Below are 23,984 nucleotides of genomic sequence, written 5' to 3'. Positions count from 1 at the left end.
AATGAACGATGTCCTACCAGCCCGGATACGACCCCACACGCCCGCAGCCGCCAGTCCCAGCCTCCCCTGCCGGCCCCTATCCGGCCTTCGGCTACCACCCGGCGCTGCCGCAGGTGGTGGTGCAGGCCCCGCCGTCCTCCGGCACCGCCACCGCGTCGATGGTGCTCGGCATCCTCGGCGTGCTCGGCGGGTGGTGCCTGTTCGGGCTGCCCTGCATCCTCGCCGTCATCCTCGGACATGTCGGCCTGCACGAGACCCGACACGGCACCAAATCCGGACGGGGCATGGCCGTCACCGGCCTGATCCTCGGCTACCTCTTCGTCGGCCCAATGATCGCGCTCACCGTGCTGGTCTTCTTCGGCGGCGTGATCGGCGCCGCGACCCCGACCCCGACGCCGACTCCGTGACGGCTGCCACCGTTGGAGCGAGCTGCGGCACGAGCGGTGTGGAGGGCGTGGATGGGGCTTTGGTGAGGCAGAATCGAGGGACGTGATCAAGCGGATCATCGGGGAGATGCGACATGACTGACCTGACCGGCGCTGTCCGGCGCGAGCGCACCCGCACCGCCGGCCTACCCGCCGCCGAGGCCGAAGGACTTCCCCGGTGAAGTTCAGCTTCGAGGTCGGTGTCGAGGAGCGGCACCAGGTGACCTTCTCCTTCGACAAGGTCTGGGGTGGCCTGTCCATCACCGTCGACGGCCAACCGGTGCACCGCGAACTACGCGTCCTGTCGGTCGAACTGGTCAAGCGGTACCAGTTCACGGTGGGCGTGCAGGAGCGGCACGACGTGCTCATCGAGAAGGAGCGCAAGCTGATGTTCGCGGGCTTCCGGCCGCAGCAGTACCGCGCGTACGTCGATGGGCAGCTCGTCGCGGAGCACACGGGCTGACCGCCACCCAGGGTGGAAACAGCTTCACATCGCGCCCCCATCGCGGGCGTCCTCTGTAGGAGGATGTGCGGTGCGATGATCGGCCGGGGAGGCGCCGGTCGGCGTACACGGGGGCGTTCTCATGGGTTTTGACGTCGATGTGGCCGCGTTGCGTGGCCTGCCGACGGTGTTCGACCGGCTCGGCGATGACGCCCGGGCCGGGTTGGACTACATCGACACGAACACCGCGCTGGAGTACGGGCCGGGCTTCATCAACCGGATCAGCGGCAAGCACGAGCGGGCCGTGTCCGACGTCCGTGGCTTCGTCGAGGACGTCGCCAAGTTCACGGCCAGCCGGACCGGGTCGTCGCTGCGGCAGTCGCTCGACTACTACGAGCGCACCGACGGGGCGGCGGCGGAGCAGTTCGATCGCGCCTTTCGCGGTGGCGGTCAGGTCGACCGGTCGCAGTTCGCCAGCTTCTACCGGGCCACCGGGTCGGCGGCGGGCTTCGCCGACCGGGCGGAGCCTCGGGAGAGCTTCCGGGCGATACCCGACTACGGCAAGGATGACGCGTTCCAGTTCGAGCCGCAGTTGTGGGACATCGCCAGTCCGACCTCGCTGACCCGCGACGCGCTCTGGGGCGCCACGTGGCTCGCCGCCAAGCTGGGCATCTGCGACCGCGCCTACGACCCGTACGAGAGCCTCATCAAGCCGATCGCCGGCGACTGGACCGGCGTGCGGGGCTGCGCCGACGTGTTCGGCAACGTCGCCTCGGCCCTGGGCGGCATGGCGGTGAACGTGCGCTGGGCCGCGCTCGGCAGCGAGCAGTACTGGCAGGGCAAGGCGGCCACGGCGTTCCAGGCCCACCTGGTCAACTCGGCGCGCAAGCTCGACGAGGCGGCCGTGCCGCTCGTCGCGTTGGCGGCCGAGTACCGCAAGACCGCGGAGGCCATGTTCGAGATCGGCAAGGTGCTCGGTTCCCTGCTCTCCGACCTGGTCGACGCCGCCATGATCTTCGTGGCGGCGGCCAGCACCGCCGCGGCTACCTCGGAGACCGTCGTCGGTGGGGTGGTCTTCGGTGCGGCGGCCATTTACGAGGGCTACAAGATGTGGGACCTCTTCAAGGAGGCGTTGGATCTGGTGGGCCGGGCCGACTCGCTCACCAGCGCGTTTACCTCCGCCGTCGGCGACTTCGGTCTGGCCGCGGGCGCGGATCAGCTTCCCGTCCTGGCGCCGCCGCCCGACGGTCTGCCGAAATGACCGCATCATCGGGGAGGATGTCCAGCGTGAACGAGGTCCCGCCCGCCCGTCCGGACGACGTGCTCGCCGCGGTCGACCGCACCCCGTACGGTGCGGTGCTGCGCGACGAGTCCCGCCGGCGGCAGATGATCTACGAGGCGATGCTGGCCGGCCCCGACCCGATCGGCCGGGAGATCGGGCAGCAGTTGCTGGACGGCAGCGTCACCCCTCGGGGACTGCTCGCCGTGACCGACTACCAGGAGTACTTCAGCCGGGCCCGGACGGACGCGGAGCGGCTCGACCTCGATGATCTTGCCGCTTCGGCGGCGGCGTTGGCCGACGACCAGCAGCTCACCGGCGACCTCGACCAGGACGCGGCCGCCGGCGCGGACGACGAGCCGCCAGCGCCGGACGAACCGGAACGGCCCGAGGATCCGCCCCGATGAGAGCCCTGTCGAAGCAGACGAACCGCTGGCTGGGACGCGGGCTCGTGGCGCTCGGTTGCGTGCTCGCCGCGCTGTGCCTGGGCCTCATGGGCTTCGCCCGGGCCGGCGCCGTCGACGCCGGGCACACCTGGAACGGCGCCGGCCCTGCCTACCTGACCAGCGCCGTACGCGGCGGCCAGCATCCGTGCACCATCACCCCCGATCGGGGCGAGGCGCGGACGGTGGATGTGCCGTCCTGGCCCAACCGCGGTCCCCAGGTCGACGGCCGCCGGGTCGATCCGTGGTTCTCCGGATCGGCGGAGATCTCCTGCGTCGACCCGGTCTATCTCAGCCAGGGCTGGGTGGTGCGGCTCTACCCGCTGGTCGAGCAGTGGCTGGTGCTCCTCGCCGGGATCGCGCTGGCGCTGGTCGGGCTGAACCGGCTCGGCCTGTTCCGCCACACCTCCCGCTACCCGTGACGCTCGCCGAAGACGTGCAGGTCCCCCGCTGCCCGTGACACCTGCCGGGCGGCGTGAGATGGGCGTTACAGGTGATCAGCCCGCGCTCGGGGTGCGCGCCGACGTACCGTGAGATCGTGCCGAAAGACGTGATCACCAGCGCTGACCTCGCCGAACTTCGCCGTACCGCCCTCGGGACGGCCAACCCACTCGGCGTCGCCGCCGACTTGGCCGACGCGGTGGAGCAGGGCCGGCTGGCGGACCCGGACGACGCCGGGGACGCGCTGGCCCTGGCCGCCGAGATCGCCGAGGTCCGGGCAAGGCTGGACGCCGCGCTGCGGTACGCGGACCGGGCCGTGGCGGCGTACCCGAGCACGGACGATGTCCGGGCCGGCTTCGCCCGGGCGCTGCGGGCCCGGATCATGTTCCGGACCGGCGGCCGGGAGGACGAGGCGATGGCGGAGCTCGCCGCGCTGCGCCCGCTGCTGACCGAGCAGCCCGAGGCCCCCTCGTACGTCAGCGCGGCGCTGGACGCCGGTGGTCGCTCGGCGACCGCCGACGAGTGGCTGAGCGAGGCGGTCGACACCCTGCTCGGCGAGCGCGCTACGGCCGCCGAGGCGCCGGAGCGGGCCGGGACGGCCGCGGAACCGGCGGTGGAGGTCGGGCCGCCGGAGGCGCCCGGGGTCCTCTTCTTCCTGCTGCAACAGCGACACCGGGTACGCCGCAACCTCAACCTGCCGCACGACCGGCACGACGATCTGGCCGACCGGGTGGAGGCTCAGCTCGTCCGCCGGGCGGAGCAGCGCCAGGCCACCGAGCCCGACCTGATCTTCTTCCCCCGCCCCGAGTTCGACCGCCTGCTCGCCGAGCACCCTGAGCTGACCGAGGTGTACGGGCCGGACTGGGACGAGCACCGGGCCCGGCTGGAGAAGCAGTTGGTCCGGCTGGCCAACGCGGGCCGGGGCGGGTTGAGCGTGCTCACCGGATCGGTGGACGGGCTCAACAGTTTCGCCAGCCGGAACAGCGGCGAGCCCGGCGATGCGGGCATCCGGGAGCGGTACGCGCGGGAGCGTTCGGCCCAGCCCGACGCGCACATCCCGTGGCCGCCGGAACGCAACGACGCCTGCTGGTGCGGTTCGGGCCTGAAGTACAAGAAGGACTGCCTGCCCCGCTCCCGCAGCTGACGTAGCGGACCCCGTGCTGGCCGTGCCGGGGCGCGCCCGTAGATGATCAGGGCGTGAGTGGACTGCCAGGGCAGGAGATGGTCGGGGCGGACGTCGTCCGCAGCGCGCTGGGCGAGGCGTGCCCCGGCGTGCGGGTGGCGGGCATCCGCGGGCTGGACGCCGGCTTCACCAGCAGGCAGTGGGTGGCCGACACCGACGAAGGCCCGTTGCTGGTGAAGACCCCGGTGCGCGACCCGGACCCGGAGCACCTGCGCCGGTTGATCGCCACCACTCGTCGCGCCGCCGATGGCGGCGTTCCGGTTGTGCGGTTCCGCGGGTTCGTGCCCCGGAGCGCGGCCCTGGGTGCGCCGGTGCTGGTGCAGGAGTACCAGGAGGGCACGCCCGCCGATGCGGCGTGGGCGGCGATGGACTCCGGCCATCGTCTGCGGTTCGCCACGGACCTGGGTCAGCTCGTGGGTCGGATCCACGCCTGTTCCGGCCCGTGGTTCGGTGACGTGCTCGGCGCCGAGAAGTACCCGGACATCCGGAGGTTCCTGCACGCCCTGGTCGACTCCCGGCTCGGTGGAGCACCGGAGGATTTCACCTCCGTCGGGCGTGACGGTCTGGCCGCGGCGATGCACCGCGCTGTCGACATGGTGCCCGCGGACGCCGCGCCGTCGCTGACCCACGGCGACCTGTGGCGCCAGAACGTCGTCCTGCGGGCTGGCCGGATCGCGTGCCTGCTCGACTTCGAGCACGGCGGCTACGCGGACCGGTTCCTGGATTTCGGCAAGCTCGACGAGCACATCTTCAACGGGTTCCCCGACGGACGGGCGGCGTTCCTGGCCGCCTACGGCGAGGTCTGCCCGCTGCCGGACGACTGGGAGTCCCGGGTCCGGCTCGGGCACGCGATCCACGCGTTGTCGATGAGCGTCTACTTCCTGCGCTGGACCCCGAAGTGGGCGCCGCAGTACGTGCGCGAGTTGGAGCAGTGGCTGTCCACAGAGCCGTGAGCGGGGACGCCGACTGTAGGCCGGCGGCCTCACGATAATCAATACTTGAAGAAGTTAAATATTCGCCTACGCTTTCAGCCATGTTTCCTGCGAGTGACACGGGTTCGCTGGCCGGGGCCCCGGCGGCGACCGCGGTGTTCACGACGGTGCTGACCGAGGGGCCGGTGAGCCGGGTCAGTCTGGCGCGCCGGCTCGGGCTTTCCTCCGCCGCGGTCACCAAGGCCGCCCGTCCGCTCATCGAACTGGGCTACCTGCGCGAACTGGCCGCGACCGAGCGGACCGGGCCGGGCGCCGGACGCCCGGCGAGCCCGCTGGTGGTACGGGCCGACCGGGAGTTCTTTCTCGGTGTGAAGATCACCGCCGACGAGCTGATCGGGGTGGTCTGCGACCTGCGCGCGCAGGTGGGGGCCAGTGCTCGCCGGCCGCTGACGGATCCCTCCGTCGAGGCGGTGCTCGCCGAGGTCGGCCGGCTCGCTAACGGGCTGCTCGACGCCTTTCCCGGCGACCGGAGCCGGGTTCGCCGGCTCGGGCTCGCCCTCTCCGGCGACGTGGACCGAAGCACCGGCCTGGTCCGCTACTCGCCGTTCCTGCACTGGCGGGATGTCCCCCTGGGCCAGCGCGCGGCCCAGGTCACCGGGCTCACCGTGACGGTGGAGAACGACGTGAAGGCGCTCACCGCCGCCGAGCACTGGTTCGGTGAGGGGGTCGGCGCGGAGTCGTTCGCGCTGGTCACCGTCGGCACCGGCATCGGCTGCGGCCTGGTCGTCAACGGCCGGCTGGTCTCCGGCTCGTACGGCGTGGCCGGCGAGATCGGCCACCTCGCCGTCGACACCACCGGCCCGGACTGCCACTGCGGTGGCCGCGGGTGCGTCGAGTCCATCGCCGGCACCGACGCCATCGTGGCGCAGGCCCGGCAGCGCACCGGCCGCCACGACCTCACCATGGACGAGGCGGTGGCCCTGGCGCGCGGCGGCGACGAGCAGGTCCGCGCCGTCTTCACCCGCGCCGGCACCGCGATCGGGTGCGGCATCGCGGCCGTCGCGAACCTGGTCGGTCCGACCCGGATCGTCGTGTCCGGGGAGGGGCTGGCCGCCTACGACCTGTTCGACACCCACATCCGTACCAGCTTCGAACGCCAGGCGTTCGGCGCCGCCGCACGGTGTCCGCTCTCCATCCGCCCGCTGCCCTTCGAGGAATGGGCCCGCGGCGCTGCCGCGGTGAGCATCCAGTCGCTCGTTCTTCCCTGACCGCTCGGCGTCCCACTCGCCCTATCGCGACCATCCACCCGCGTCAGCAGGAGGTTGACATGCCGTCACCGACGACAACCAGCAGGCAGGCAGGCGCCGGCCGGCGCCGAAACCGGACGGGTCTCCCCCTCGTGGCCGCGGCGCTGGCCGTGACGCTCGGCGCGGGGGCCGTCCCGGCGCAGGCCGGGGCGCCGGCGCCGAGCGGCCCCACGACGGTCGCCGCCCCGGCAGCCGGCGTCGCGGAGCGCCCCTACATGGGGTGGACCAGCTGGAGCATGCAGTCCTCGAAGTACCCGGGCCTGAACCCCGACGGCGACTACAGCTACCTCACCGAGGCCAACGTCCTGAAGCAGGCCGACGCCATGGCCGCCAAGCTGAAGCCGTACGGCTACGAGTACGTCAACATCGACGCCGGCTGGTGGCGCGACAACGGCTGGGCCCCGAAGTTCGACGAGTACGCCCGGCAGACCCCCGACCCGGTCCGCTTCCCCCGCGGCATGAAGGCCGTCGCCGACCACATCCATGCTTTGGGCCTGAAGGCCGGCATCTACCTGCCCGTTGGGCTGGAGAAAGAGGCGTACCTCGGCGGCGCGACGCCGATCTGGAACGCGCCCGGCTGCACCACCGCGAGCATCGTCTACCCGGACCTGCGCACCACCAACGGCTGGGACAGCGCCTACAAGTTGAACTTCGACAACCCCTGCGCGCAGAAGTACATCGACTCGCAGGCGCAGCTGTTCGCCGAGTGGGGCTACGACTTCCTGAAGCTCGACGGTGTCGGCCCGGGCTCGTTCAAGTCGGGCGACAACTACAACAACGTCGCCGACGTGGCCGCCTGGCAGGCCGCCATCGCCGCCACCGGCCGCCCGATCCACCTCGAGCTGTCCTGGTCGCTCGACATCAACCACGCCGCCGACTGGAAGCGGTACTCCAACGGCTGGCGCATCGACACCGACGTCGAGTGCTACTGCAACACCCTGGTCACCTGGGAAAACTCGGTCGATGACCGGTTCGACGACGCGCCGGCCTGGAGCCGCAAGGCCGGCCCCGGCGGGTGGAACGACCTCGACTCAATCAACGTGGGCAACGGCGAGATGGACGGCCTCACCAAGGCCGAGCGGCAGAGCTACCTGACCCTGTGGGCCATCTCGAAGTCGCCGCTGTACAGCGGGGACGACCTCACCCGCCTCGACGACTACGGGTTGTCCCTGCTGACCAACCGCGAGGTCATCGCGGTCGACCAGAACGGCGCGCCGCCCGCCCGACCGGTCGCCGTCGCGGGCGAGCAGCAGGTCTGGGGCGGAAAGAACCCCGACGGCAGCTACACCGTCGCCCTGTTCAACCTCGCCGACGCGCCGGCCGCCGTCACCGCCCACTGGGCGAGCTTCGGGTTCACCGGCAACGCCGCGGTGCGTGACCTGTGGAACAGCAAGAACCTCGGCACCCAGAAGAACAAGATCACCGCGACGCTGCCCGCGCACGGCTCGCGGCTCTTCACCGTCTGGCCCGGCACCCCGCTGGCCACCACGAGCTACGAGGCCGAGTCCGCGGCCAACACCCTGAGCGGCAACGCCTCCGTCGCCGGCTGCGACGCCTGCTCCGGCGGGCAGAAGGTCGGCAACCTCTACCTCGGCGGCAAGGTGCAGTTCAACGACGTCACGGTGAAGAAGGACGGGATCTACACCGTCACCGTCGCCTACGTCAGCGGCGACGCCCGCTCGGCGACCGTCTCCTCGAACAGCGGCAACGGCACCAGCGTGAAGTTCCCCTCCACCGGTGACTGGGGCACGGCCGAGACCATCGGCGTCCAGCTGGCCCTGAAGGCCGGCGCCAACACCATCACCGTCGACAGCGGCACCTGGTACGCGCCCGACATCGACAAGATCGCCGTACCGCAGACGCTCTGACACACCCCCGCGCGGCCCGGTCACGGGGCCGGGCCGCGCCCGGGAGTCGCTTTCCCAGCGGTCCCCGGACGCACGACTTCCGTTCCGCGCACCCGCCATCCGCCCCGGTTGGAGAACCCGCCATGGACCACCGGAACACCGAACCGCGCGACATCCGCCCCAGCCGCCGGGGCTTCCTCGCCCTCGCCGCTGCTGCCGGTGCGGCCAGCACCCTCGGGCTGCCCACCTTCGCCGCCTCGGCGGCGCCCCGCCGGCCCACCGAGTCACCGATGCTCGCCGCGGGCGAGGCCACCAGAAACCAACTCTGGTGGCAGGCGCCCGGCTCGCCGAACTCGATGATCGAGCAGGGCCTGCCGGTCGGCAATGGACGCCTCGGGGCGCTCGCGAGCAATGACCCGGCCAGCGAACACTTGACGATCAGCGACGCCACCCTGTGGACCGGTGGTCTCAACGACACGCTCCAGGACGACGGCCAGTTCCCCTACGGCCGTGACGACTTCGGCTCGCTGACCCTGCTCGCCACGCTGACCGTCGACATCCCCGGGCACGACCTGGGCGTCGTCGACAACTACCGCCGTACCCTCGACCTGGCCCAGGCGCTGGTCAGCACCACGTACGACGTCGATGGCGTCAGCTACCGGCGGCAGATCTTCGCCAGCCGCCCCGACGATGTCATCGTGCTGCACTTCTCCCAGCAGGGCGGCGGCTCGTACACCGGCACCATCTCCCTGGCCGGCACCCACGGCGAGTCGACCACGGCCGACAGCGCGGGCCCGCACGCGTCGTTCGGCGCCTCCTTCGCCAACGGGCTGCGCTACGGCGCCGCCGTCACCGCCCGCGGCAATGGCGGGAAGGTCGCGGTCACCGGCTCGTCGATCTCCTTCACCGGCTGCCGGGAACTCACCGTCGTGCTCAGCGGCGGCACCAACTACGCCCCCGACCCGGCCGCCGGGTTCCGCGACCCGTCCGTGGACCCGCAGCGCCTCGCCCGGACCAAGGTGCTGGCCGCGGCCCGCGAGTCCGTCCGCGACCTGCTGCACACCCACGTCGCCGACTTCCGTCCGCTCTTCGAGCAGTTGGGTCTCAGCCTCGGCGCGTCGTCCGCCACGCAGCGGGAACTGGACACCTGGGAACGGGTGCAGGCGCGCTGGCGGGACAACGTCCCCGACCCGGAGCTGGAGGCCGCGTACCTGCAGTTCGGGCGCTACCTCATGATCTCCGGGTCGCGGGGCAGCCTGCCGATCGGCCTGCAGGGCCCGTGGCTGGACGGCAACGACCCGGACTGGATGGGTGACTACCACACCGACGTCAACATCCAGATGAACTACTGGCTGGCCGACCGGGCCGGCCTCGCCGACTGCTTCGACGCCTTCGCGGACTACTGCCTCGCGCAGCTGCCGGCCTGGACGGACGTCACCCGACGGCTGTTCAACAGCCCCACCAACCGGTTCCGCAACTCCAGCGGCCGGATCGCCGGATGGGCGGTCGCCTTCTCCACCAACCCGTACGGCGGAAGCGGCTGGTGGTGGCACCCGTCCGGCAACGCCTGGCTCTGCCAAAACCTGTTCGAGCACTACGAGTACACCCAGGACCGCGCCTACCTGGCGAAGGTCTACCCCCTGCTCAAGGGCGCCGTGCAGTTCTGGGAGACCCGCCTCGTCACCACCACCGTCACCGACGCCTCCGGAGCCGCAAGGGAGGTGCTGGTCGCCGACAGCGACTGGTCGGCCGAGCACGGTCCGCAGGACACCAAGGGCAACACCTACTCCCAGGAGCTGGTGTGGAACCTCTTCCAGAACTACCGCACCGCGACCCAGGTGCTCGGCCGGGACACCGGCTACGCCGAGACCGTCGACGGGCTTCGCCAGCGGTTGTACCTGCCCGAGGTCAGCCCCACGACCGGCTGGCTGCAGGAGTGGATGTCCGCCGACAACCTCGGTGAGACCACCCACCGGCACCTCTCCCCGCTGATCGGCCTCTTCCCCGGCGACCGGATCCGCCCCGACGACTCCACTCCCCAGGAGATCGTCACCGGCGCGACCGCGCTGCTGACCGCACGCGGCATGAACAGCTTCGGCTGGGCCAACGCCTGGCGGAGCCTGTGCTGGGCCCGACTGAAGAACGCGGAGAAGGCCTACCAGCTCATCGTCAACAACCTGAGGCCGTCGACGAACGGCAGCAACGGCACCGCGATGAACCTGTTCGACATCTACGAGACGAACCCGGGCCGCGGCATCTTCCAGATCGACGCGAACCTCGGCACCCCCTCCGCGATCATCGAGATGTTGGTCTACTCGCGGCCCGGCCACGTCGAGCTGCTGCCCGCGCTGCCCGCCGCCTGGGCCGGAGCCGGTTCGGTGAGCGGCGTGGGCGTCCGCGGCGGCTTCGTCGCCGACGTCAGCTGGCGCAACGGCAAGGTCACCAAGGCGACGCTGACCAGCGTCGGCGGGCGCAGCACGACCCTGGTCGCCGGCGGCGCCGCGCGGCAGATCAACCTCAAGCCCGGCGAGTCCGTCACGCTGAGGAACCTCTGATGCGGGCCCACCCGGGCCGCCGCACCGGGCGCCGGGCTCGGCCCGGCGTCCTGGCGGTCGTCGCCGCACTGGTCACGGCGGTCTGCGTACCCCTGACGGCCGCGGCGGCGCAGGCCCGGCCCCCGGCCTCGGTGCAGACGCCAGCCCACACGCAGGCGCGGGCGCAGGACGAGCCGGCAACGACCCCGGCCGGCCGGGACCGGCACTTCGTGGTCACCTGGGGCGCCAGCGCCGACCGGCAGGGCGCCGGGCCCGCCGACCGCAGCTACCGGCTGGTCGTACGCACCAGCGTCGGCGGCACGGCGCTGCGCGTCCGCCTGAGCAACGCCTTCGGCGAGCACCCGGTCACCTTCGCCCGTGCCCACGCGGGGCTGCAACGCCAAGGCGCCGAGCTGATCCGCGGCAGCAACCGCCAGCTGACGTTCGGCGGGCGGCCCTCCGTCACCGTGCCGGCTGGTGAGACGGTCCTCAGCGATCCGCTGCCGGGGAGGCTCGCCGCCCAGAGCAACCTGGTCGTCAGCCTCTATGTCACCGGCGCCGAGGGGCCGACGACCGGTCACGGCATGGCCATGCAGACGAACTACGCGGCCGCGGGCGATCACGCCGCCGAGGAGGCGGCGACCAACTGGACCGACCCGATGAGCTCCTGGTACTGGCTGGACGCCGTCAGCGTCGAGACGTCCACGACGATCAGCTCGGTGGCGACCCTCGGCGACTCCATTACCGACGGGTGGGCCTCCAGCACGGACGCGAACCGGCGCTGGCCCGACTACCTCTCCCGGCGGCTGCAGGCCGCGTCCGGCAGCACCGTGAAGGGCGTGGCCAACGAGGGCATCTCGGGCAACAAGGTGCTCGCGGACGGCGCCGGCGAGGCCGCGCTGCGCAGACTGGAGCGCGACGTGCTCTCCCAGCCCGGGGTCCGCACGGTGTTCCTGCTCGAAGGCATCAACGACATCAAGGCCCACTCCGGCGTCACCGTGGACGACCTGGTCGCCGGCTACCGGCAGATCATCGACCGGGCGCACGCGGCGGGCAGGTGTGTCGTCGGCGCGACGGTCATGCCGTACAAGGGCTGGTCCGAGTACGACGCCGCCGGCGAGACGGTGCGCCAGGGCGTCAACGACTGGATCAGGAACGGCGGCGCGTTCGACGCGGTGGTCGACTTCGACAGGATCACCCGCAGCCCGTACGACCCGCAGGCGATCCTGCCGTTCTTCGACGGTGGCGACCACCTGCACCCGAACGACAAGGGCATGCAGGCGATGGCCGACGCCGTCGACCTGTCCGCGCTGCGCTGTGACCGCTGAGCCGCGAGCACCGTGGCTGTGACCGCGCCCGGCGGGTGGCGGGCCTGAGCGTCTAGGCGTGCTTGTGACGGCGGTGGTCATCGAGCGAGCTCGCGGAGACCCCGCCCTGGCTGACCACGTGTTCGCCCGGGCGCGGAAGGCGTGGACACACGACCGCGCCCTGCGCGCGGCCTACGCCGAGGAGTGGTTAGCCGTCATCGAGGAGCGCCCCGGCAAGCTGTTCAGGAACGGCTTGCTGAATGGGTCGTGCCAGTCGTAGATCGAACTGCCGAGACCGAACAACAGGCCGCGTTCGGAAGCTCGGCATCCTGTGAGCTGGATCATGGTTGAGGTTGACCTTGGGTCAGGGTGGAAGCTCGTCGCAGCGGCACGACGCCGACCGGACATAGCAGTTTCTGAAGGAGCAATCATCATGTCCATTGCCCTGTCCAACCAGGCCAAGAGCACCCTGCGGACCGCCGCGTACGGCGCCGTGTCGCTGGTGGCCGCCGCCACCAGCTCGCCTCAGAAGGCCGCCGCGAATGCCTCCGTCGCCCTGACGTCGGCGACCGGTCTGGTCGGGCACGTGCTCGCCGCGAACGCCAAGGACATCGAACTGAAGGGCAAGACCGTCGCCGAACTCGCCGACCGGGTACTGCCGGCCCTGACCGCAGCCATGAAGCTGCTCGCCAAGCAAGCCCCGGCAGAAGCCGCCAACTTCCGCAGCACCATCCTCCTCGCCACCGAAGCCGCCCAGACCGACCTGGACAGGCCCAGCACCACCACGGCCGAGATGGCCCGCAAGATCACCGCCGCCCTCGACGCCGCCGGGGTAGCCACTGCGGACAGCGGGGCTGCGCCTGCGGCTGCTGCCGGGCAGGATCGCCCGGAGCTGCAGAAGGCGATCGAGGAGATCGTCGGTTCCGGTTTCGTCGGGGTGTCGCTGCGGGTGCACGACGAGCGGGGCGAGTGGGTCGGCAGTGCCGGGGCGGCCGAGTTGGGCGGGGCCGAGAAGCCGCCGACGAATGGGCACCACCGGATCGGGAGCAACACCAAGACCTTCACCGCGACCCTGGTGCTGCAACTGGTGGCTGAGGGCATGCTCGGGCTGGACGACCCGGTCGCCAAGCACCTGCCCGAGTTCGGGCTGGACGATCGGATCACGGTGCGGATGCTGCTGCAACACACGAGTGGGGTGTTCAACTTCACCGGCGAGGTCTCCGACGACGGGACGATCGCGTCGGGGATCCCCATCCCCTACGGCACCGCGGGCAACGAGTGGCTGGACAACCGGTTCAAGACCTACCGGCCGCAGGAGCTCGTGGAGCTGGCGTTGGCCAAGCCGGCGCGGTTCGAGCCGGGCACGGGCTGGAGCTACTCCAACACCAACTACGTCCTCGCTCGGCTACTGATCGAGAAGGTCACCGGCCGCTCGTACGCCGAAGAGATGCAGCGGCTGATCCTGGGGCCGCTCGGGCTGTCCGGCACCGTGGTGCCCGACGCCTCGCCGGAGCTTCCCGAGCCGCACGCCAACGCCTACTACCGCTACGACGACACGACCGTCGACGTCACCCGCCAGAACCCCTCCTGGATCTCTACCGGCGGTGACATGATTTCCACCACCCAGGACCTGCACACGTTCATCTCCGCGCTACTGGGCGGCAAGCTCCTGCCGGCGCCGCTACTGGCCGAAATGTGCACCCCGCACCCGACGGGCATCCCGAACATGGACTACGGCCTCGGAGTGTTCGTAGTGACCACGGACGGCGGCGGCACCGTCATCACCCACAACGGCGCCGCTGTGGGCCACGCGGCGCTGATGTACGGCACACCCGACGGCAGCAAGACCCTGACCGCCGCGCTGAACTGCGTGGACGACGCCAACCTGTCCATCGCGGCGGCATTCCAAAACGCCCAACAAAGGCTCGTCGACGAGGTGTTCGGCGGTGGGCAGGCCGATCCGGCTCAGCCGACGGACTGAACACCTGGGACCCGCACGCCTCAAGTGGCGATCCCTTCCCGTCGTGCATCAGGTAGAACCCGAACGCGGGCCACACCGAACTCGTTGAGTTCGGCGTGGCCCGCGTCATGCTCGGCCGTGACGTGCGTCGTCGCCGAGCTCAAGCACAAGGCAGGCTGAGCACATGACGAACGGAGTCACGATCGGGCAGGCGGCGGCATTCGTCGGCGTCACGGTCAAAACGGTGCGGCACTACCACAAGCTCGGCCTGATCGAGGAGCCGGAACGCGACCGCTCCGGCTACCGGCGGTACGGATCGGCCGACCTGTTGCGGCTAGTGCAGATCCGGACGCTGGCCGCCGCCGGGGTGCCGCTGGCCGAGATCGGGCACCTGCTCGACACCGATGCCGAGCGGTTCGCCGCCGGGCTCGCCGACGTCGAGCGGCAGCTCACCGAACGGATCGAGGAGTTGGTCGCCCGGCGTGACACGCTGCATCGGCTCGCCGATGGTGACCGGGCTCTGCTGCCTGACCGCGCTGTGGCGCTGCTGGGGCGGATGCCCGGCCTCGGCTTCACTGCGGACGAGGTGGCGGCCACCAGGGAGAGCTGGGTGCTGGCCAAGGCCCTGGTCCCCGAAGGCTTCGACGACTACCTCACTAATTTCGAGCACGCCCTCGAAGACACCCAGCTCGTCGCCTTGACCAAACGCGCAGCCGAAGCCGCAGCCTGGGAGCCGGACGACCCCCGCATCGCCGAGCTCGCCACCGCCGCGGCCGACCACTACCTCGCCAAGCCCGCACTGCTGAAGACCGTGACCGGCCTGCAAGCCCGCACCGAGGCCGCGACCCGGTACACGCTGATCGCCCACCACGGCGAAGAACAGACGCCGGCCGCGGCGCGGCTGGCCGCGCTTTTCGAGATCAAACTCCGCGCCGCCGGCATCCGAATCCCGAGACCAGAGTCCCACTGAGCATGCTGTGCCCTCCGCTCCTCCTGCCGGGGCTGTCTCGCTAACGGAGACCTATCTACTGCCAACGTCTTGCCACAGAGAGGTGCCGTTAGATCCACGCTCCCAGCGGCTTCGACACAGCCCTAGTCGGGCCCGCCGGCAGCGTTGCGTCAGGCGACCGGATCACACGGCGAACACCTGGGAGTCGTCGGCGAACGCCTTGAACTCCAGGGCGTTGCCGGCCGGGTCGAGGAGGAACATGGTCCACTGCTCGCCGGGCTGCCCGGCGAAGCGCAGGTAGGGCTCGATGACGAACGCCGTGCCGGCAGCCCGCAGCCGGTCGGCCAACTCATGGAATTCCGGGATGGTGAGCAGGAGCCCGAAGTGCGGGACGGGCACGTCGTGCCCGTCGACCTCGTTGTGGGCAGGCGGCCTACGCCCCGGCGCGAGGTGCGTCACGAACTGGTGGCCGCGCAGGTTCCAGTCGACCCAGGTGTCCGCGCTGCGTCCCTGCGCGCATCCGATGATCTCGCCGTAGAAGTGACGGGCGGCGTCGAGGTCGTCGACGGGCATGGCGAGGTGGAACCGCGGGACGGGCGAGTGGAGTGTGGTCACCGAGCTGGTCCTCTCGTGAAGGGAACGTCCAGGCGCTGGCGCCGGCACCGGAGCGGACTGGTGGAAGCCGGCGGCTACGAACAGGATCGCAGCCCGATGGGAGCATCGCGCGGGCGAGGAGCCAACGACACCGCGTGCATCTGATTTCCAACTCTCTTCCGTGGTCTGGATGAAGCGCACTCGTCAGACTCAGGAGGTCTACGGCGGCGACGTCTCGACAAGCGAGATTCGAGCCGACTCGTGACGGTTCCGCCGTGTCGAGCAACATCGAGGTTCATGGAGAGACGCTACGATCTTGAATAGCAAGCCGATCTATGACGTGCGTGATGTCGTCCTGGGGAGCCGGCATGAGTGAGGCATTGCTGGCTGGTCTGCGCGAGTTGGCCGGGCCGCAGCTGTACCGACGAAATGCGTTCCGAGTGACCGGGCTGCCGGTCGATGTGGATCGGCCGACCGCGCGCCGCCAGCAGCAGCGGTTGGCGGCGGCGCTCCAGGTGGGCGCCGATATCGACGGGTTCGGTGCATCGGTCGACCCGGAGGAGGTTCGAGCCGCGTTCGACGTCGTGTTGGGCGACCCGCGACGTCGTCTCGTCCACGAGATCTTCGGCAGTTGGGGGGCGCCGGCTCGCTGTGGGTGTCCGGAGAGCCTGCACGTGGATCACGACCGTGCCGTGCAGGCACACGCCGACGCGCTCGACCTGGAGCCGGCCGACGTGTTGGCCCTGGCCATGGCCGGCCGGGTGGACGACGGGTGGGCGACGGCGGCAGCGGCCTGGACCAGGACGCTGCGTTCGGCGGCGTTCTGGCGTCACCTGCACCACCGGGTCGAGCAGCTCGACGACCGGCAGCTCGACGGCTCCAGCGTGGACGTGTTGCGCGCGGAGCTGCCGACGGCGCTGGTCCAGCCGTTGCTGCAGCTGGCGGCGTCCGCGCCGTACCCCGCGCCGTTCGGAAAGAGCCTCGCCGACTGGCCGGTTCCGGACCGGGACCGGCTCGTGGAGGAGGCGGCCGGCCCACAGTACACGGCGCTCGACGCGCTCATCGGCGAGCTGCACACGAGGCTGGATTCCGGTGACGCCGAGGGCACGGTGGCACGGATGCACGCGCAGGCGAACCCGGCCCTTGCGCGGCTGGAAGGACTTGCGCCGCTCGACCGCCACCGCCGCACGGCCACCGTCCGCAACCGGCTCGCGGTACTGCTCAACAACTGCGCGCTGGCTCAGTACGGCCAGACCGGGCGGTACGAGGGCGAGGTCCGGGCGTGGTTGGGCGAGGCGCAGAAGCTCGCCACCGACCCGGAGACCGTGCGCCGGATCCGTGAGAACCGCGACGGCTACGTCCGCGAGGAACGGGACCTGCGCGACTTCCGGGCGAAGGTGGAGCAGCTGCGGCGGACCCACGGGCGGCACGCGACCGCGCAGTTCCTGCGCACCCTGCTCAATCAGACCAGCGACGCAGCCACGGCCGCGGTGATCCGGGAGATGCTGGCGGAGGTTGACGCCACCGGCACCGGCTACCACCAGCCGTCGGTCAGGCCGTTGCCGAGTGCCTACAGGGTGCGTCGCCCGCGCTGGCGGCTCGTCGGCTTCGTGGCCGTCTGCGCGCTGCTGCTCCTGTTCTGTGTGCTCTATCAGCGCGTCACCGATGTCCCCGATGCCCAACGCGTGGACTTCCACCAGCCCGACCGGGGCGCCAATCCGGCGACGGTAGCCTGCGTCGCCGAGGCCGACGACTGGCGCGACGGTGATTCGGCGGTGGCCGTGGTGGACTGCGGGGAGGAGCACTGGGCCGAGGTGGTGGCCTACCTGCCACTGATGGTGGAGTCCGCGGAGTATCCCGGCGACGAGACGCTCAGCAGGTTGGCCCGGTTCACGTGCACGGAGAGGATGACACAGTTCTTCCTCTCGCCTCCCACGTACGAGGCGGAGGTGATCGTCCCCGACGCTGCCGACTGGGACGAGCTGAACCCGGAGGCCAACTACGCGACCTGCGCGGGCCGTCGTGCCGACGACGAGCCGTTGAAGCGCCAGGCCGCCGTGTCGAACCCGGTCTCCGCCGTGTTCCCCGTTCCGATGCCGTTGACATCGCGCCGCGGATCTCATCACAACGCTCCGGTGGGCTACTGCGTGCAGTCCACCCGGCCCTTCGACAACAGGTGGGACGAGGCGCTGCCCATCGTGCGCTGCGAAGAGCCCCACTGGGCGCAGATCCTCGGCTACCCGCACGTGACGGGGCCCTGGCCCAACGAAGACGCGGTGGCGGAGGAGGCCGGGCGCGCCTGCCGCGAGCTGACCGGTACGCGCCAGCTTCCCGAGCGATACACCGTGACCGCCGCCTGGCCGCCGTGGTGGAAGGACGCGTCGCCGCCGAACTACGTGGCCTGCCTGGCTCACCACGAGGACGACCACTGGTCGCAAGGGGGGATATGACGATGAGCGTCGCGTCGTCGAACCGGGCCGTGCGGTTGCGCGTCCGCTCGCCCGAGGGGGTCGTCACGGGGGTGGAGCTGGCGGACGGGCCGGTCACGGTCGGCCGCACCGCACCGGACCACACCCCCGACGTGCTGCTCGAGCCGGACCCGCAGCGCTGGGTGGGTCGGTTGCACTGCACGTTGGATGTCGTCGACGCGGGTTGGTCGGTGACCGACAACGCGAGCGTCAACGGCACCCTGCTGCGATCGCTCAGCGGCCGCAGCGAACGCCTCGTCGGCCGCCGCCGCCTGCGCCACGGCGACACGCTGCTGATCCTCGGCGACATGTCGCCGGACGGTGAACCGCTGTACTGGGAGCTGACCCTGCTCGACCCGCACACCACGCAACCCGCGCCGTTCGAGCCGCCACCGGCGCTGCCCGTGCGCGGCCCGAGCGTGCGCTACGACTGGGTGGAGGCGCGCGCGTACCGCTGCGACACCGACGGCGAGACCCCGGTGAGCGGGCTGCGCCCCCAGGGACACCAACTGCTGCGGTACATGGTCGGTCGCAGCAGCAACGGCGCGGCGGTCGCGTGCGGCCACGAGGAGCTGATCGCCGCGCTGTGGGGGCCGCCCGAGGAGTGGCCGCCGAGCCGCTCCTACACCCGCGCCGACCTCGCCGGCGTGGTCCGTGCGGTGCGCCGCAGCATCGAGGCGGACCCGTCCACGCCCCGCATCCTGGAGACGGTCACCGGCATCGGATACCGGCTCAACGTCCGCCCGGCCGAGGCGAAGGACGACTCGTGACGCTGCTCGCCAACGGCGACCAGGTGACCGAGACGCTGGTGGTGGACCGGCTGCTCGGCGAGGGCGCGTTCGCCGAGGTGCACCGGGTGCGTCACGAGTTCCTCGGCTGGCAGGCGATGAAGGTCTTCAAGCGGGTCGCCTCGCTCGACGACACCCGCACGCTTCTGGAGGAGGCACGACTGCTGTCCACCCTCGGGCATCCGAACATCGTCCGCCTCTTCGACGCCGGCACCGTGCCCACGGCGAAGGGCGTCCGCGGCTTCTTCACCATGGAGTACGTCGCCGGCGGCAGCCTGGAGCGGCTGTCCCGCGCCCACTCCCCCACAGTTCCGGTCGAGCTGGTCGTCGAGGTGGCCGAGCAGATCGCCGCCGGGTTGACCGTCGCGCACGAACAGGACCCGCCGATCCTGCACCGGGATCTCACCCTGGCGAACATCCTGGTCGGTTACGACGGCAGCGGCATGCGGATCCGGATCAGCGACTTCGGCCTCGCCAAGCGCGCCGACCCGTTCACGATGCTCGCCAGTGCCCAGGGAACCTTCGCCTTCATGGCGCCCGAGGTGCTACGGCGCGAGGGCTACTCCCGGGCGAGCGATGTGTGGTCCGTCGGCACCATGGCGTACCTGCTGCTCACGAGCCGCCTGCCCTACGACGACAGCGGACCGCTGTCGTCGTACTCGCCGAGCCGGTTCGCGCGGGCGCCGCTGCCGCCCAGCCGCTACAACCCGGAGGTGGACGCGGACCTGGACCGGATCGTGCTGGCCACCCTCGACGTCGCGCCGGCAAACCGTCCGGCCTCGGCGGCCGTCCTGGCCGCGGAGCTGCGCGACCGGCGGCGAAACCGTGGTGCGGCGGTGACGTCCGCCGACGGTGCCGTGGACCCGCCGCCGCCGAGCGCGCGAGCCCTCCAGCTAGCCGCGGAGGCCCTGGAACTGTCCCGGCGCGCGGGCCAGCTCGGTCGCGCCGCCGATCTGATGGAGGAGGCGGTCAACCTGTCACCGGAGCTGCGGGCGCGTTACCTGCCCAAGCTGACCCTGTGGCGACGAGGGGTGATGTTGTGACTCGGCTGAACCGGCTGCGCGAGGAGCTACGCCAGCGCCGGCACCACCGGGCGTTCCGGATCCCCGTTCCCGCGTGGACGGAACCGCAGCGCGTCCAGCTGGAGGAGCTGCTGACCCAGGCTCGGGCAGCCACCCCGAGTCGGACGCCAGATCCAGATCCGATTTCAGAACCCCCGGTTGACGGGGCCGCGCTGGCGACGGCCGCGACGAACCTGTGGCGGGCCGAACGCAAGCTCGCCCCACCCGGCGAGCGGCCCACCCCCCGCGACCGCCAGGCCGCTCGCTACCTGCGTACCTGCGCCGAAGCACTGGCCGACGCCGGCCTGGTCGTGCAGGACCACGACGGTGACGCCTTCAACCCCGGCCGGGCGCTCGAAGTGCTCGTCTACCAGGAGAACCCGGCCCTGACCGGCGAGATCGTCCTTGAGACCGTGCGGCCCTCGGTCTACCTGCACGGCCGCCTGGTTCAGATGGGGCAGGTGATCGTCGGTACCCCTGGCCAATCCCCCGACAGGAGAAGTGACGATGCGTGACACCATTGACTTCGGCATCGACCTGGGCACCACCAACAGCGCGATCGCGGTGGTCGAAGAGGGCGGCGCGGTCGCTGTCATCAAGAACAACGACGGTTGGGACATCACGCCGTCGGCCGTGTGGATCCCCAAGCCGGGCATGGTCCACGTCGGTCGCAAGGCGCGCGAGCGGGTGGAGAGCGACCCGGACAACGCCGCCGCCGAGTTCAAGCTCGAGATGGGCCTCGCCGACGCCGGCATGGACTTCACCAGGGGCGGCACGAGACTGACACCACCGCAGCTCTCCGCCGAGGTGCTCAAGTCGCTGCGGGCCGACGCCGCGCACCACACCGGCAGCCCACCGGACGCCGCCGTGATCACCGTGCCGGCGGCCTTCTCCCTGAACCAGAACAAGGCGACGATGGAGGCGGCGGCGCTCGCCGGATTCAGCTCCGCGTGCCCGCTGGTCCAGGAGCCCACCGCGGCCGCGTTCGCGTACGGCTTCCATGACGCCGACGATCGGGCGTACTGGATGGTCTTCGACTTCGGCGGCGGCACCTTCGACGCGGCGGTGGTGAGCAAGCGGGACGGCGACCTGCGGGTGCTCAACCACGCCGGCGACCCCTACCTCGGCGGCAAGCTGATCGACTGGGCGGTCGTCGAGCGGGTCCTCGCCCCGGCGGCCGCGGCGGCGATCGGGTTGACCGACTTCGGGCGCGACAACCCCGCCTGGCGGGGGAACTTCGCGAAGCTGAAGGGGGCGGCCGAGGATGCCAAGATTCAGCTCTCGCGCCGTGACGCGGTCGACCTGATGGTCGAGCTGACGGTTGGCGACGGCGACACCGAGACGTTCGAGTACACGCTGCGGCGCGACCAGCTCGACCGCGTCGCGGAACCGTTCTACGCCCGGGCGATCAACCTGTGCCGCAAGGCGCTGGCCGACGGCGGGCTGCGACCGGACGACATCGACAAGCTGCTGCTCGTCGGCGGAGTGACCCTCGCCCCCGGCCTCCGTGAGCGCCTCGCCGACCCACGTGACGGTCTCGGCATCGCACTCGACACCAGCCTCGACCCGACCACCGTGGTCGCCCGCGGCGCCGCGATCTTCGCCAGCACCGTCCGGCACCCCGACCCGCCCTCGCACCAGCCCGCCGCCGGCGAGTTCGGCCTCGAACTGGCCTACGAGCCGAGCGTCACCACCACGACCCCGACGGTGGCCGGCCGACTGCACGCCCCTTCGCCCGTCGACTGGACGGGATACGGCATCGTGCTCAGCAATCCGGACGGCCAGCCCCCGTTCCGAACCGGCCGGATCGCGGTGAACGCCGCGGGCGCCTTCGTCGCCGAGGTCGACATCGACGCGCACCGGGCCTCACGCTTCACCGTCGAGCTCACCGACCCGTCCGGCGTGCCGCACAAGGTGGTTCCAGACTCGCTGTCGATCACCCACCGGGACGTCGAGTTCGGCGGCGCGCGCCTCACCCACTCCCTCGGGATCCAGCTGGCCGACCGGGCCTTCGCACCGCTGCTGCGCAAGGGTGCGACGCTGCCGGCCCGGGCGCGCGAGGTGTTCCGCACCGCGGGCACCCTACGCCGCTCCGACACCGACGCGGTGATCCGCATCCCGGTCGTGCAGGGTGAACGCAGCCGTGCCGACCGGAACCGGCAGGTCGGCATGCTGGAGATCCGTCCGGTGGATCTACGGATCGACCTGCCGGCCGGCACCGAGGTCGAGGTGACCTTCGAGGTGGACGCCTCCAGCCTCGTCACCGTGGTCGCCGACGTCCCGCTCATCCAGACCCAGTTCGACGCGGAGATCAACCTCGACGACGTACGGGCGCCGAAGCCGGACGACCTCGTGCGGACCCTCGGCGAGGTCGAGGGTCGGGTGGAGACGCTGCGCCAGTCGCACGCCGCGCAGACACCGGACGTACGCGAGCGGCTGGAGCAGTTGTCGGCGGAGGGCACCCTGACCACCGCGCGGGAGCAGGTGCGCGCCGCTGCCGTCGACATCGGCGCCGCGGCCACCGCCGAGGACCGGCTGCGTGAGGTGCAGGCGCAGCTCGACGACATCGAGGACGCCGCCGACCGGCCCGCAATGATCCGCGAGCTGCGCGAGCTGCTCGCCGAGCTCGCCGAACTCGTGGCCCGCTCCGGGCAGCCGGCCGATCGACAGGAGCATGCCGAGCTGGACCGGCGCGCGACCGAGGCGATCGAGAGCGGCAACTCGACGCGGATCAAGTCAGAGACCGAGCGGGTCACCGCGTTCCTCATCGAACTCCAGCGGCGCCAGCCCGGCTGGTCCGTTCAGGTGTTCTACTGGCTCTGCGAGCAGCAGAGCCGGATGCGGCCCGCCGGCGAGGCGACGAGGCTGATCCAGGAGGGTCGCGAGGCGCTGGCTACCAACGACGAGCGGGCGCTCGACTCGGTCAACAGCCGGTTGGTCCGGTTGCTCCCGGACGAGGAGCAGGACAAGGTCATCGGGCTGGCGTTCCGATGAGCACGCCGGCCATCGACACCGACCTGGCGGTAAGTCGGGCCGCCGCCGCCGCGCGGCGCGGTGAACTGGACGCCGCCGCTCAGGTGCTGATCGCGGTGTCGTCCGACGAACCCGCGGTCCTCGACCTGCTCGCCCGGATCCGCGCCCAGCAGGGCCGCTGGCGCGACGCCGACGACTGCTGGGCACGGGTGCAGGCCATCGACCCTGACCACGCGGGCGCCGCCGAAGGCCGGCGGGTCCTCACCGGCATCCTGGCCGGCAAGCGCCGGCCCCGGCCGGTCGTCCAGCCGGCGCCCCTCGCCGTGGCCGGCGGATTGCTCACCGTCGCCGCCCTGGCAGCCGGCACCGTGGCCGTGGCCGGTGACGACGTGCGGTCGCCCGCGCAGATGTCCAACGCACCTGCGGCCGTCACGCCGTCGCCGTCCGGGGCCGTGACTGCGGATGGGCCCCGCGCCGAGGAGTTGGCCCGCCGGCTGGCACAGATCGAGGCTGAACGGGCCGCCTCCGCGCAGCGGCTGGCTGCCCGGCTCGACGTGATCAGCCGGCGCCTCACGATGCCCGGTGTCATCGTGAAGCGCCGTGCCGGCGCGGTCGAGGTCTACTTCCGCGAGGGCCTGTTCAGCCGGGACGCCCGCCTGACCATCGACGGCGCGGCGCTGCTCGCCGACGTCGGCCGGCGGCTGCGCGACCTCGACGTGCCCATCACCGTCGTGGGGCACAGCGTGCCCGTCCCCGGCGGGCTTTCCAGCGGTGGGTCCGGCACGGCGTTGAGCCGAGCCCGGGTGACCGCGCGGGAGCTCGCCGAGGCCGGTGATCTGCCACTGACCGCGTTCACCCTCAGATCCGCCGACCAGTCGGAGGGTCCGTTCAAGCAGGCCGCCCGCAACCGTACGGCCAGCCTCGTCCTCACCCCAACCTGAGCGGCGCCGCTACGTCGGGGGCGGTGGCATGCCCGAACACTGTGGGCGCAACTTCGGGGGCTGACACGCCCGGCCGGTACCTATAGCGTCCATGCTTGACCGTAAATGAT

20 protein-coding genes are annotated in these 23,984 nt (G+C 71.2%); 19 read left to right on the top strand and 1 reads right to left on the bottom strand.

Annotated features, from left to right (window positions below; all coding sequences use genetic code 11):
• Positions 1 to 8: 8 nt before the first annotated feature.
• From ACIBBA_RS23390 to ACIBBA_RS23330, 13 genes are all read left to right on the top strand, one after another.
• Positions 9 to 407 (top strand): DUF4190 domain-containing protein, encoded by a 399-nt coding sequence (locus tag ACIBBA_RS23390; RefSeq protein WP_396700092.1) that lies wholly within the window; start codon positions 9 to 11, stop codon positions 405 to 407.
• A gap of 196 nt (positions 408 to 603) precedes the next feature.
• The gene (locus ACIBBA_RS23385; protein WP_396700091.1) at positions 604 to 888 is read left to right on the top strand and encodes a hypothetical protein; all 285 of its coding nucleotides are present in this window, start codon (positions 604 to 606) and stop codon (positions 886 to 888) included.
• 121 nt (positions 889 to 1,009) lie between these two features.
• Positions 1,010 to 2,128: a hypothetical protein gene (locus tag ACIBBA_RS23380; protein ID WP_396700090.1), complete on the top strand. Its 1,119-nt coding sequence runs from the start codon at positions 1,010 to 1,012 to the stop codon at positions 2,126 to 2,128.
• A 17-nt stretch (positions 2,129 to 2,145) separates the two neighbouring features.
• A complete protein-coding gene (locus ACIBBA_RS23375; protein WP_396700089.1) occupies positions 2,146 to 2,553 on the top strand; it encodes a hypothetical protein in 408 nt (135 codons plus the stop codon).
• A complete protein-coding gene (locus ACIBBA_RS23370) occupies positions 2,550 to 3,011 on the top strand; it encodes a hypothetical protein (protein WP_396700087.1) in 462 nt (153 codons plus the stop codon). The genes ACIBBA_RS23375 and ACIBBA_RS23370 overlap by 4 nt, the downstream gene beginning before the upstream one ends.
• Before the next feature lie 116 nt (positions 3,012 to 3,127).
• A complete protein-coding gene (locus ACIBBA_RS23365) occupies positions 3,128 to 4,174 on the top strand; it encodes an SEC-C domain-containing protein (protein ID WP_396700086.1) in 1,047 nt (348 codons plus the stop codon).
• Between the two features lie 53 nt (positions 4,175 to 4,227).
• On the top strand, positions 4,228 to 5,166 hold the full coding sequence (locus tag ACIBBA_RS23360) for a phosphotransferase family protein (protein ID WP_396700085.1): 939 nt from the start codon (positions 4,228 to 4,230) through the stop codon (positions 5,164 to 5,166).
• An 80-nt stretch (positions 5,167 to 5,246) separates the two neighbouring features.
• Positions 5,247 to 6,413: an ROK family protein gene (locus ACIBBA_RS23355; RefSeq protein WP_396700084.1), complete on the top strand. Its 1,167-nt coding sequence runs from the start codon at positions 5,247 to 5,249 to the stop codon at positions 6,411 to 6,413.
• 131 nt (positions 6,414 to 6,544) lie between these two features.
• The gene (locus tag ACIBBA_RS23350; protein ID WP_396700083.1) at positions 6,545 to 8,320 is read left to right on the top strand and encodes an alpha-galactosidase D; all 1,776 of its coding nucleotides are present in this window, start codon (positions 6,545 to 6,547) and stop codon (positions 8,318 to 8,320) included.
• Between the two features lie 122 nt (positions 8,321 to 8,442).
• Positions 8,443 to 10,854 carry a glycosyl hydrolase family 95 catalytic domain-containing protein gene (locus ACIBBA_RS23345; RefSeq protein WP_396700082.1) on the top strand — a complete coding sequence of 804 codons (2,412 nt, stop codon included), beginning with the start codon at positions 8,443 to 8,445 and terminating at the stop codon, positions 10,852 to 10,854.
• Complete coding sequence (locus tag ACIBBA_RS23340; protein WP_396700081.1) at positions 10,854 to 12,161, top strand: SGNH/GDSL hydrolase family protein; 1,308 nt, start codon at positions 10,854 to 10,856, stop codon at positions 12,159 to 12,161. Before ACIBBA_RS23345 ends, ACIBBA_RS23340 begins: the two co-directional genes overlap by 1 nt.
• A gap of 412 nt (positions 12,162 to 12,573) precedes the next feature.
• Positions 12,574 to 14,121, top strand: coding sequence for a serine hydrolase domain-containing protein (locus tag ACIBBA_RS23335; RefSeq protein ID WP_396700080.1), 1,548 nt, complete (start codon positions 12,574 to 12,576; stop codon positions 14,119 to 14,121).
• A 163-nt stretch (positions 14,122 to 14,284) separates the two neighbouring features.
• Complete coding sequence (locus ACIBBA_RS23330; RefSeq protein WP_396700079.1) at positions 14,285 to 15,070, top strand: MerR family transcriptional regulator; 786 nt, start codon at positions 14,285 to 14,287, stop codon at positions 15,068 to 15,070.
• 162 nt (positions 15,071 to 15,232) lie between these two features.
• Here the strand turns inward: ACIBBA_RS23330 and ACIBBA_RS23325 are convergent, their stop codons facing one another.
• Positions 15,233 to 15,664, bottom strand: coding sequence for a VOC family protein (locus ACIBBA_RS23325; RefSeq protein WP_396700078.1), 432 nt, complete (start codon positions 15,662 to 15,664; stop codon positions 15,233 to 15,235).
• 347 nt (positions 15,665 to 16,011) lie between these two features.
• On the opposite strand from ACIBBA_RS23325, the gene ACIBBA_RS23320 reads away from it, so the two are divergent.
• The 6 genes from ACIBBA_RS23320 to ACIBBA_RS23295 are packed head-to-tail and all read left to right on the top strand — an operon-like array spanning position 16,012 to position 23,874.
• Complete coding sequence (locus ACIBBA_RS23320; RefSeq protein ID WP_396700077.1) at positions 16,012 to 18,093, top strand: septum formation family protein; 2,082 nt, start codon at positions 16,012 to 16,014, stop codon at positions 18,091 to 18,093.
• 2 nt (positions 18,094 to 18,095) lie between these two features.
• Complete coding sequence (locus tag ACIBBA_RS23315; RefSeq protein ID WP_396700076.1) at positions 18,096 to 18,881, top strand: FHA domain-containing protein; 786 nt, start codon at positions 18,096 to 18,098, stop codon at positions 18,879 to 18,881.
• A complete protein-coding gene (locus ACIBBA_RS23310; RefSeq protein ID WP_396700075.1) occupies positions 18,878 to 19,942 on the top strand; it encodes a protein kinase in 1,065 nt (354 codons plus the stop codon). The genes ACIBBA_RS23315 and ACIBBA_RS23310 overlap by 4 nt, the downstream gene beginning before the upstream one ends.
• The gene (locus ACIBBA_RS23305; RefSeq protein ID WP_396700074.1) at positions 19,939 to 20,475 is read left to right on the top strand and encodes a hypothetical protein; all 537 of its coding nucleotides are present in this window, start codon (positions 19,939 to 19,941) and stop codon (positions 20,473 to 20,475) included. The genes ACIBBA_RS23310 and ACIBBA_RS23305 overlap by 4 nt, the downstream gene beginning before the upstream one ends.
• On the top strand, positions 20,468 to 22,954 hold the full coding sequence (locus ACIBBA_RS23300) for an Hsp70 family protein (protein WP_396700073.1): 2,487 nt from the start codon (positions 20,468 to 20,470) through the stop codon (positions 22,952 to 22,954). Before ACIBBA_RS23305 ends, ACIBBA_RS23300 begins: the two co-directional genes overlap by 8 nt.
• The gene (locus tag ACIBBA_RS23295; RefSeq protein ID WP_396700072.1) at positions 22,951 to 23,874 is read left to right on the top strand and encodes a hypothetical protein; all 924 of its coding nucleotides are present in this window, start codon (positions 22,951 to 22,953) and stop codon (positions 23,872 to 23,874) included. The genes ACIBBA_RS23300 and ACIBBA_RS23295 overlap by 4 nt, the downstream gene beginning before the upstream one ends.
• The last annotated feature ends 110 nt before the right edge of the window (positions 23,875 to 23,984 follow it).

Source organism: Micromonospora sp. NPDC051006 (assembly GCF_044456245.1).
Taxonomy (GTDB): domain Bacteria; phylum Actinomycetota; class Actinomycetes; order Mycobacteriales; family Micromonosporaceae; genus Micromonospora.
Note: the sequence above shows the minus strand (reverse complement) of the source record. Positions and strands in the feature narration are given on the sequence as shown.

What these genes read in the sequence shown, in the direction of transcription:
- ACIBBA_RS23320 (WP_396700077.1), top strand. Translation starts at nt 16,012, where the DNA reads ATGAGTGAGGCATTGCTGGCTGGTCTGCGCGAGTTGGCCGGGCCGCAG.
- ACIBBA_RS23380 (WP_396700090.1), top strand. Translation starts at nt 1,010, where the DNA reads ATGGGTTTTGACGTCGATGTGGCCGCGTTGCGTGGCCTGCCGACGGTG.
- ACIBBA_RS23340 (WP_396700081.1), top strand. Translation starts at nt 10,854, where the DNA reads ATGCGGGCCCACCCGGGCCGCCGCACCGGGCGCCGGGCTCGGCCCGGC.
- ACIBBA_RS23295 (WP_396700072.1), top strand. Translation starts at nt 22,951, where the DNA reads ATGAGCACGCCGGCCATCGACACCGACCTGGCGGTAAGTCGGGCCGCC.
- ACIBBA_RS23330 (WP_396700079.1), top strand. Translation starts at nt 14,285, where the DNA reads ATGACGAACGGAGTCACGATCGGGCAGGCGGCGGCATTCGTCGGCGTC.
- ACIBBA_RS23345 (WP_396700082.1), top strand. Translation starts at nt 8,443, where the DNA reads ATGGACCACCGGAACACCGAACCGCGCGACATCCGCCCCAGCCGCCGG.
- ACIBBA_RS23390 (WP_396700092.1), top strand. Translation starts at nt 9, where the DNA reads ATGTCCTACCAGCCCGGATACGACCCCACACGCCCGCAGCCGCCAGTC.
- ACIBBA_RS23355 (WP_396700084.1), top strand. Translation starts at nt 5,247, where the DNA reads ATGTTTCCTGCGAGTGACACGGGTTCGCTGGCCGGGGCCCCGGCGGCG.
- ACIBBA_RS23375 (WP_396700089.1), top strand. Translation starts at nt 2,146, where the DNA reads ATGTCCAGCGTGAACGAGGTCCCGCCCGCCCGTCCGGACGACGTGCTC.
- ACIBBA_RS23300 (WP_396700073.1), top strand. Translation starts at nt 20,468, where the DNA reads ATGCGTGACACCATTGACTTCGGCATCGACCTGGGCACCACCAACAGC.
- ACIBBA_RS23370 (WP_396700087.1), top strand. Translation starts at nt 2,550, where the DNA reads ATGAGAGCCCTGTCGAAGCAGACGAACCGCTGGCTGGGACGCGGGCTC.
- ACIBBA_RS23335 (WP_396700080.1), top strand. Translation starts at nt 12,574, where the DNA reads ATGTCCATTGCCCTGTCCAACCAGGCCAAGAGCACCCTGCGGACCGCC.
- ACIBBA_RS23315 (WP_396700076.1), top strand. Translation starts at nt 18,096, where the DNA reads ATGAGCGTCGCGTCGTCGAACCGGGCCGTGCGGTTGCGCGTCCGCTCG.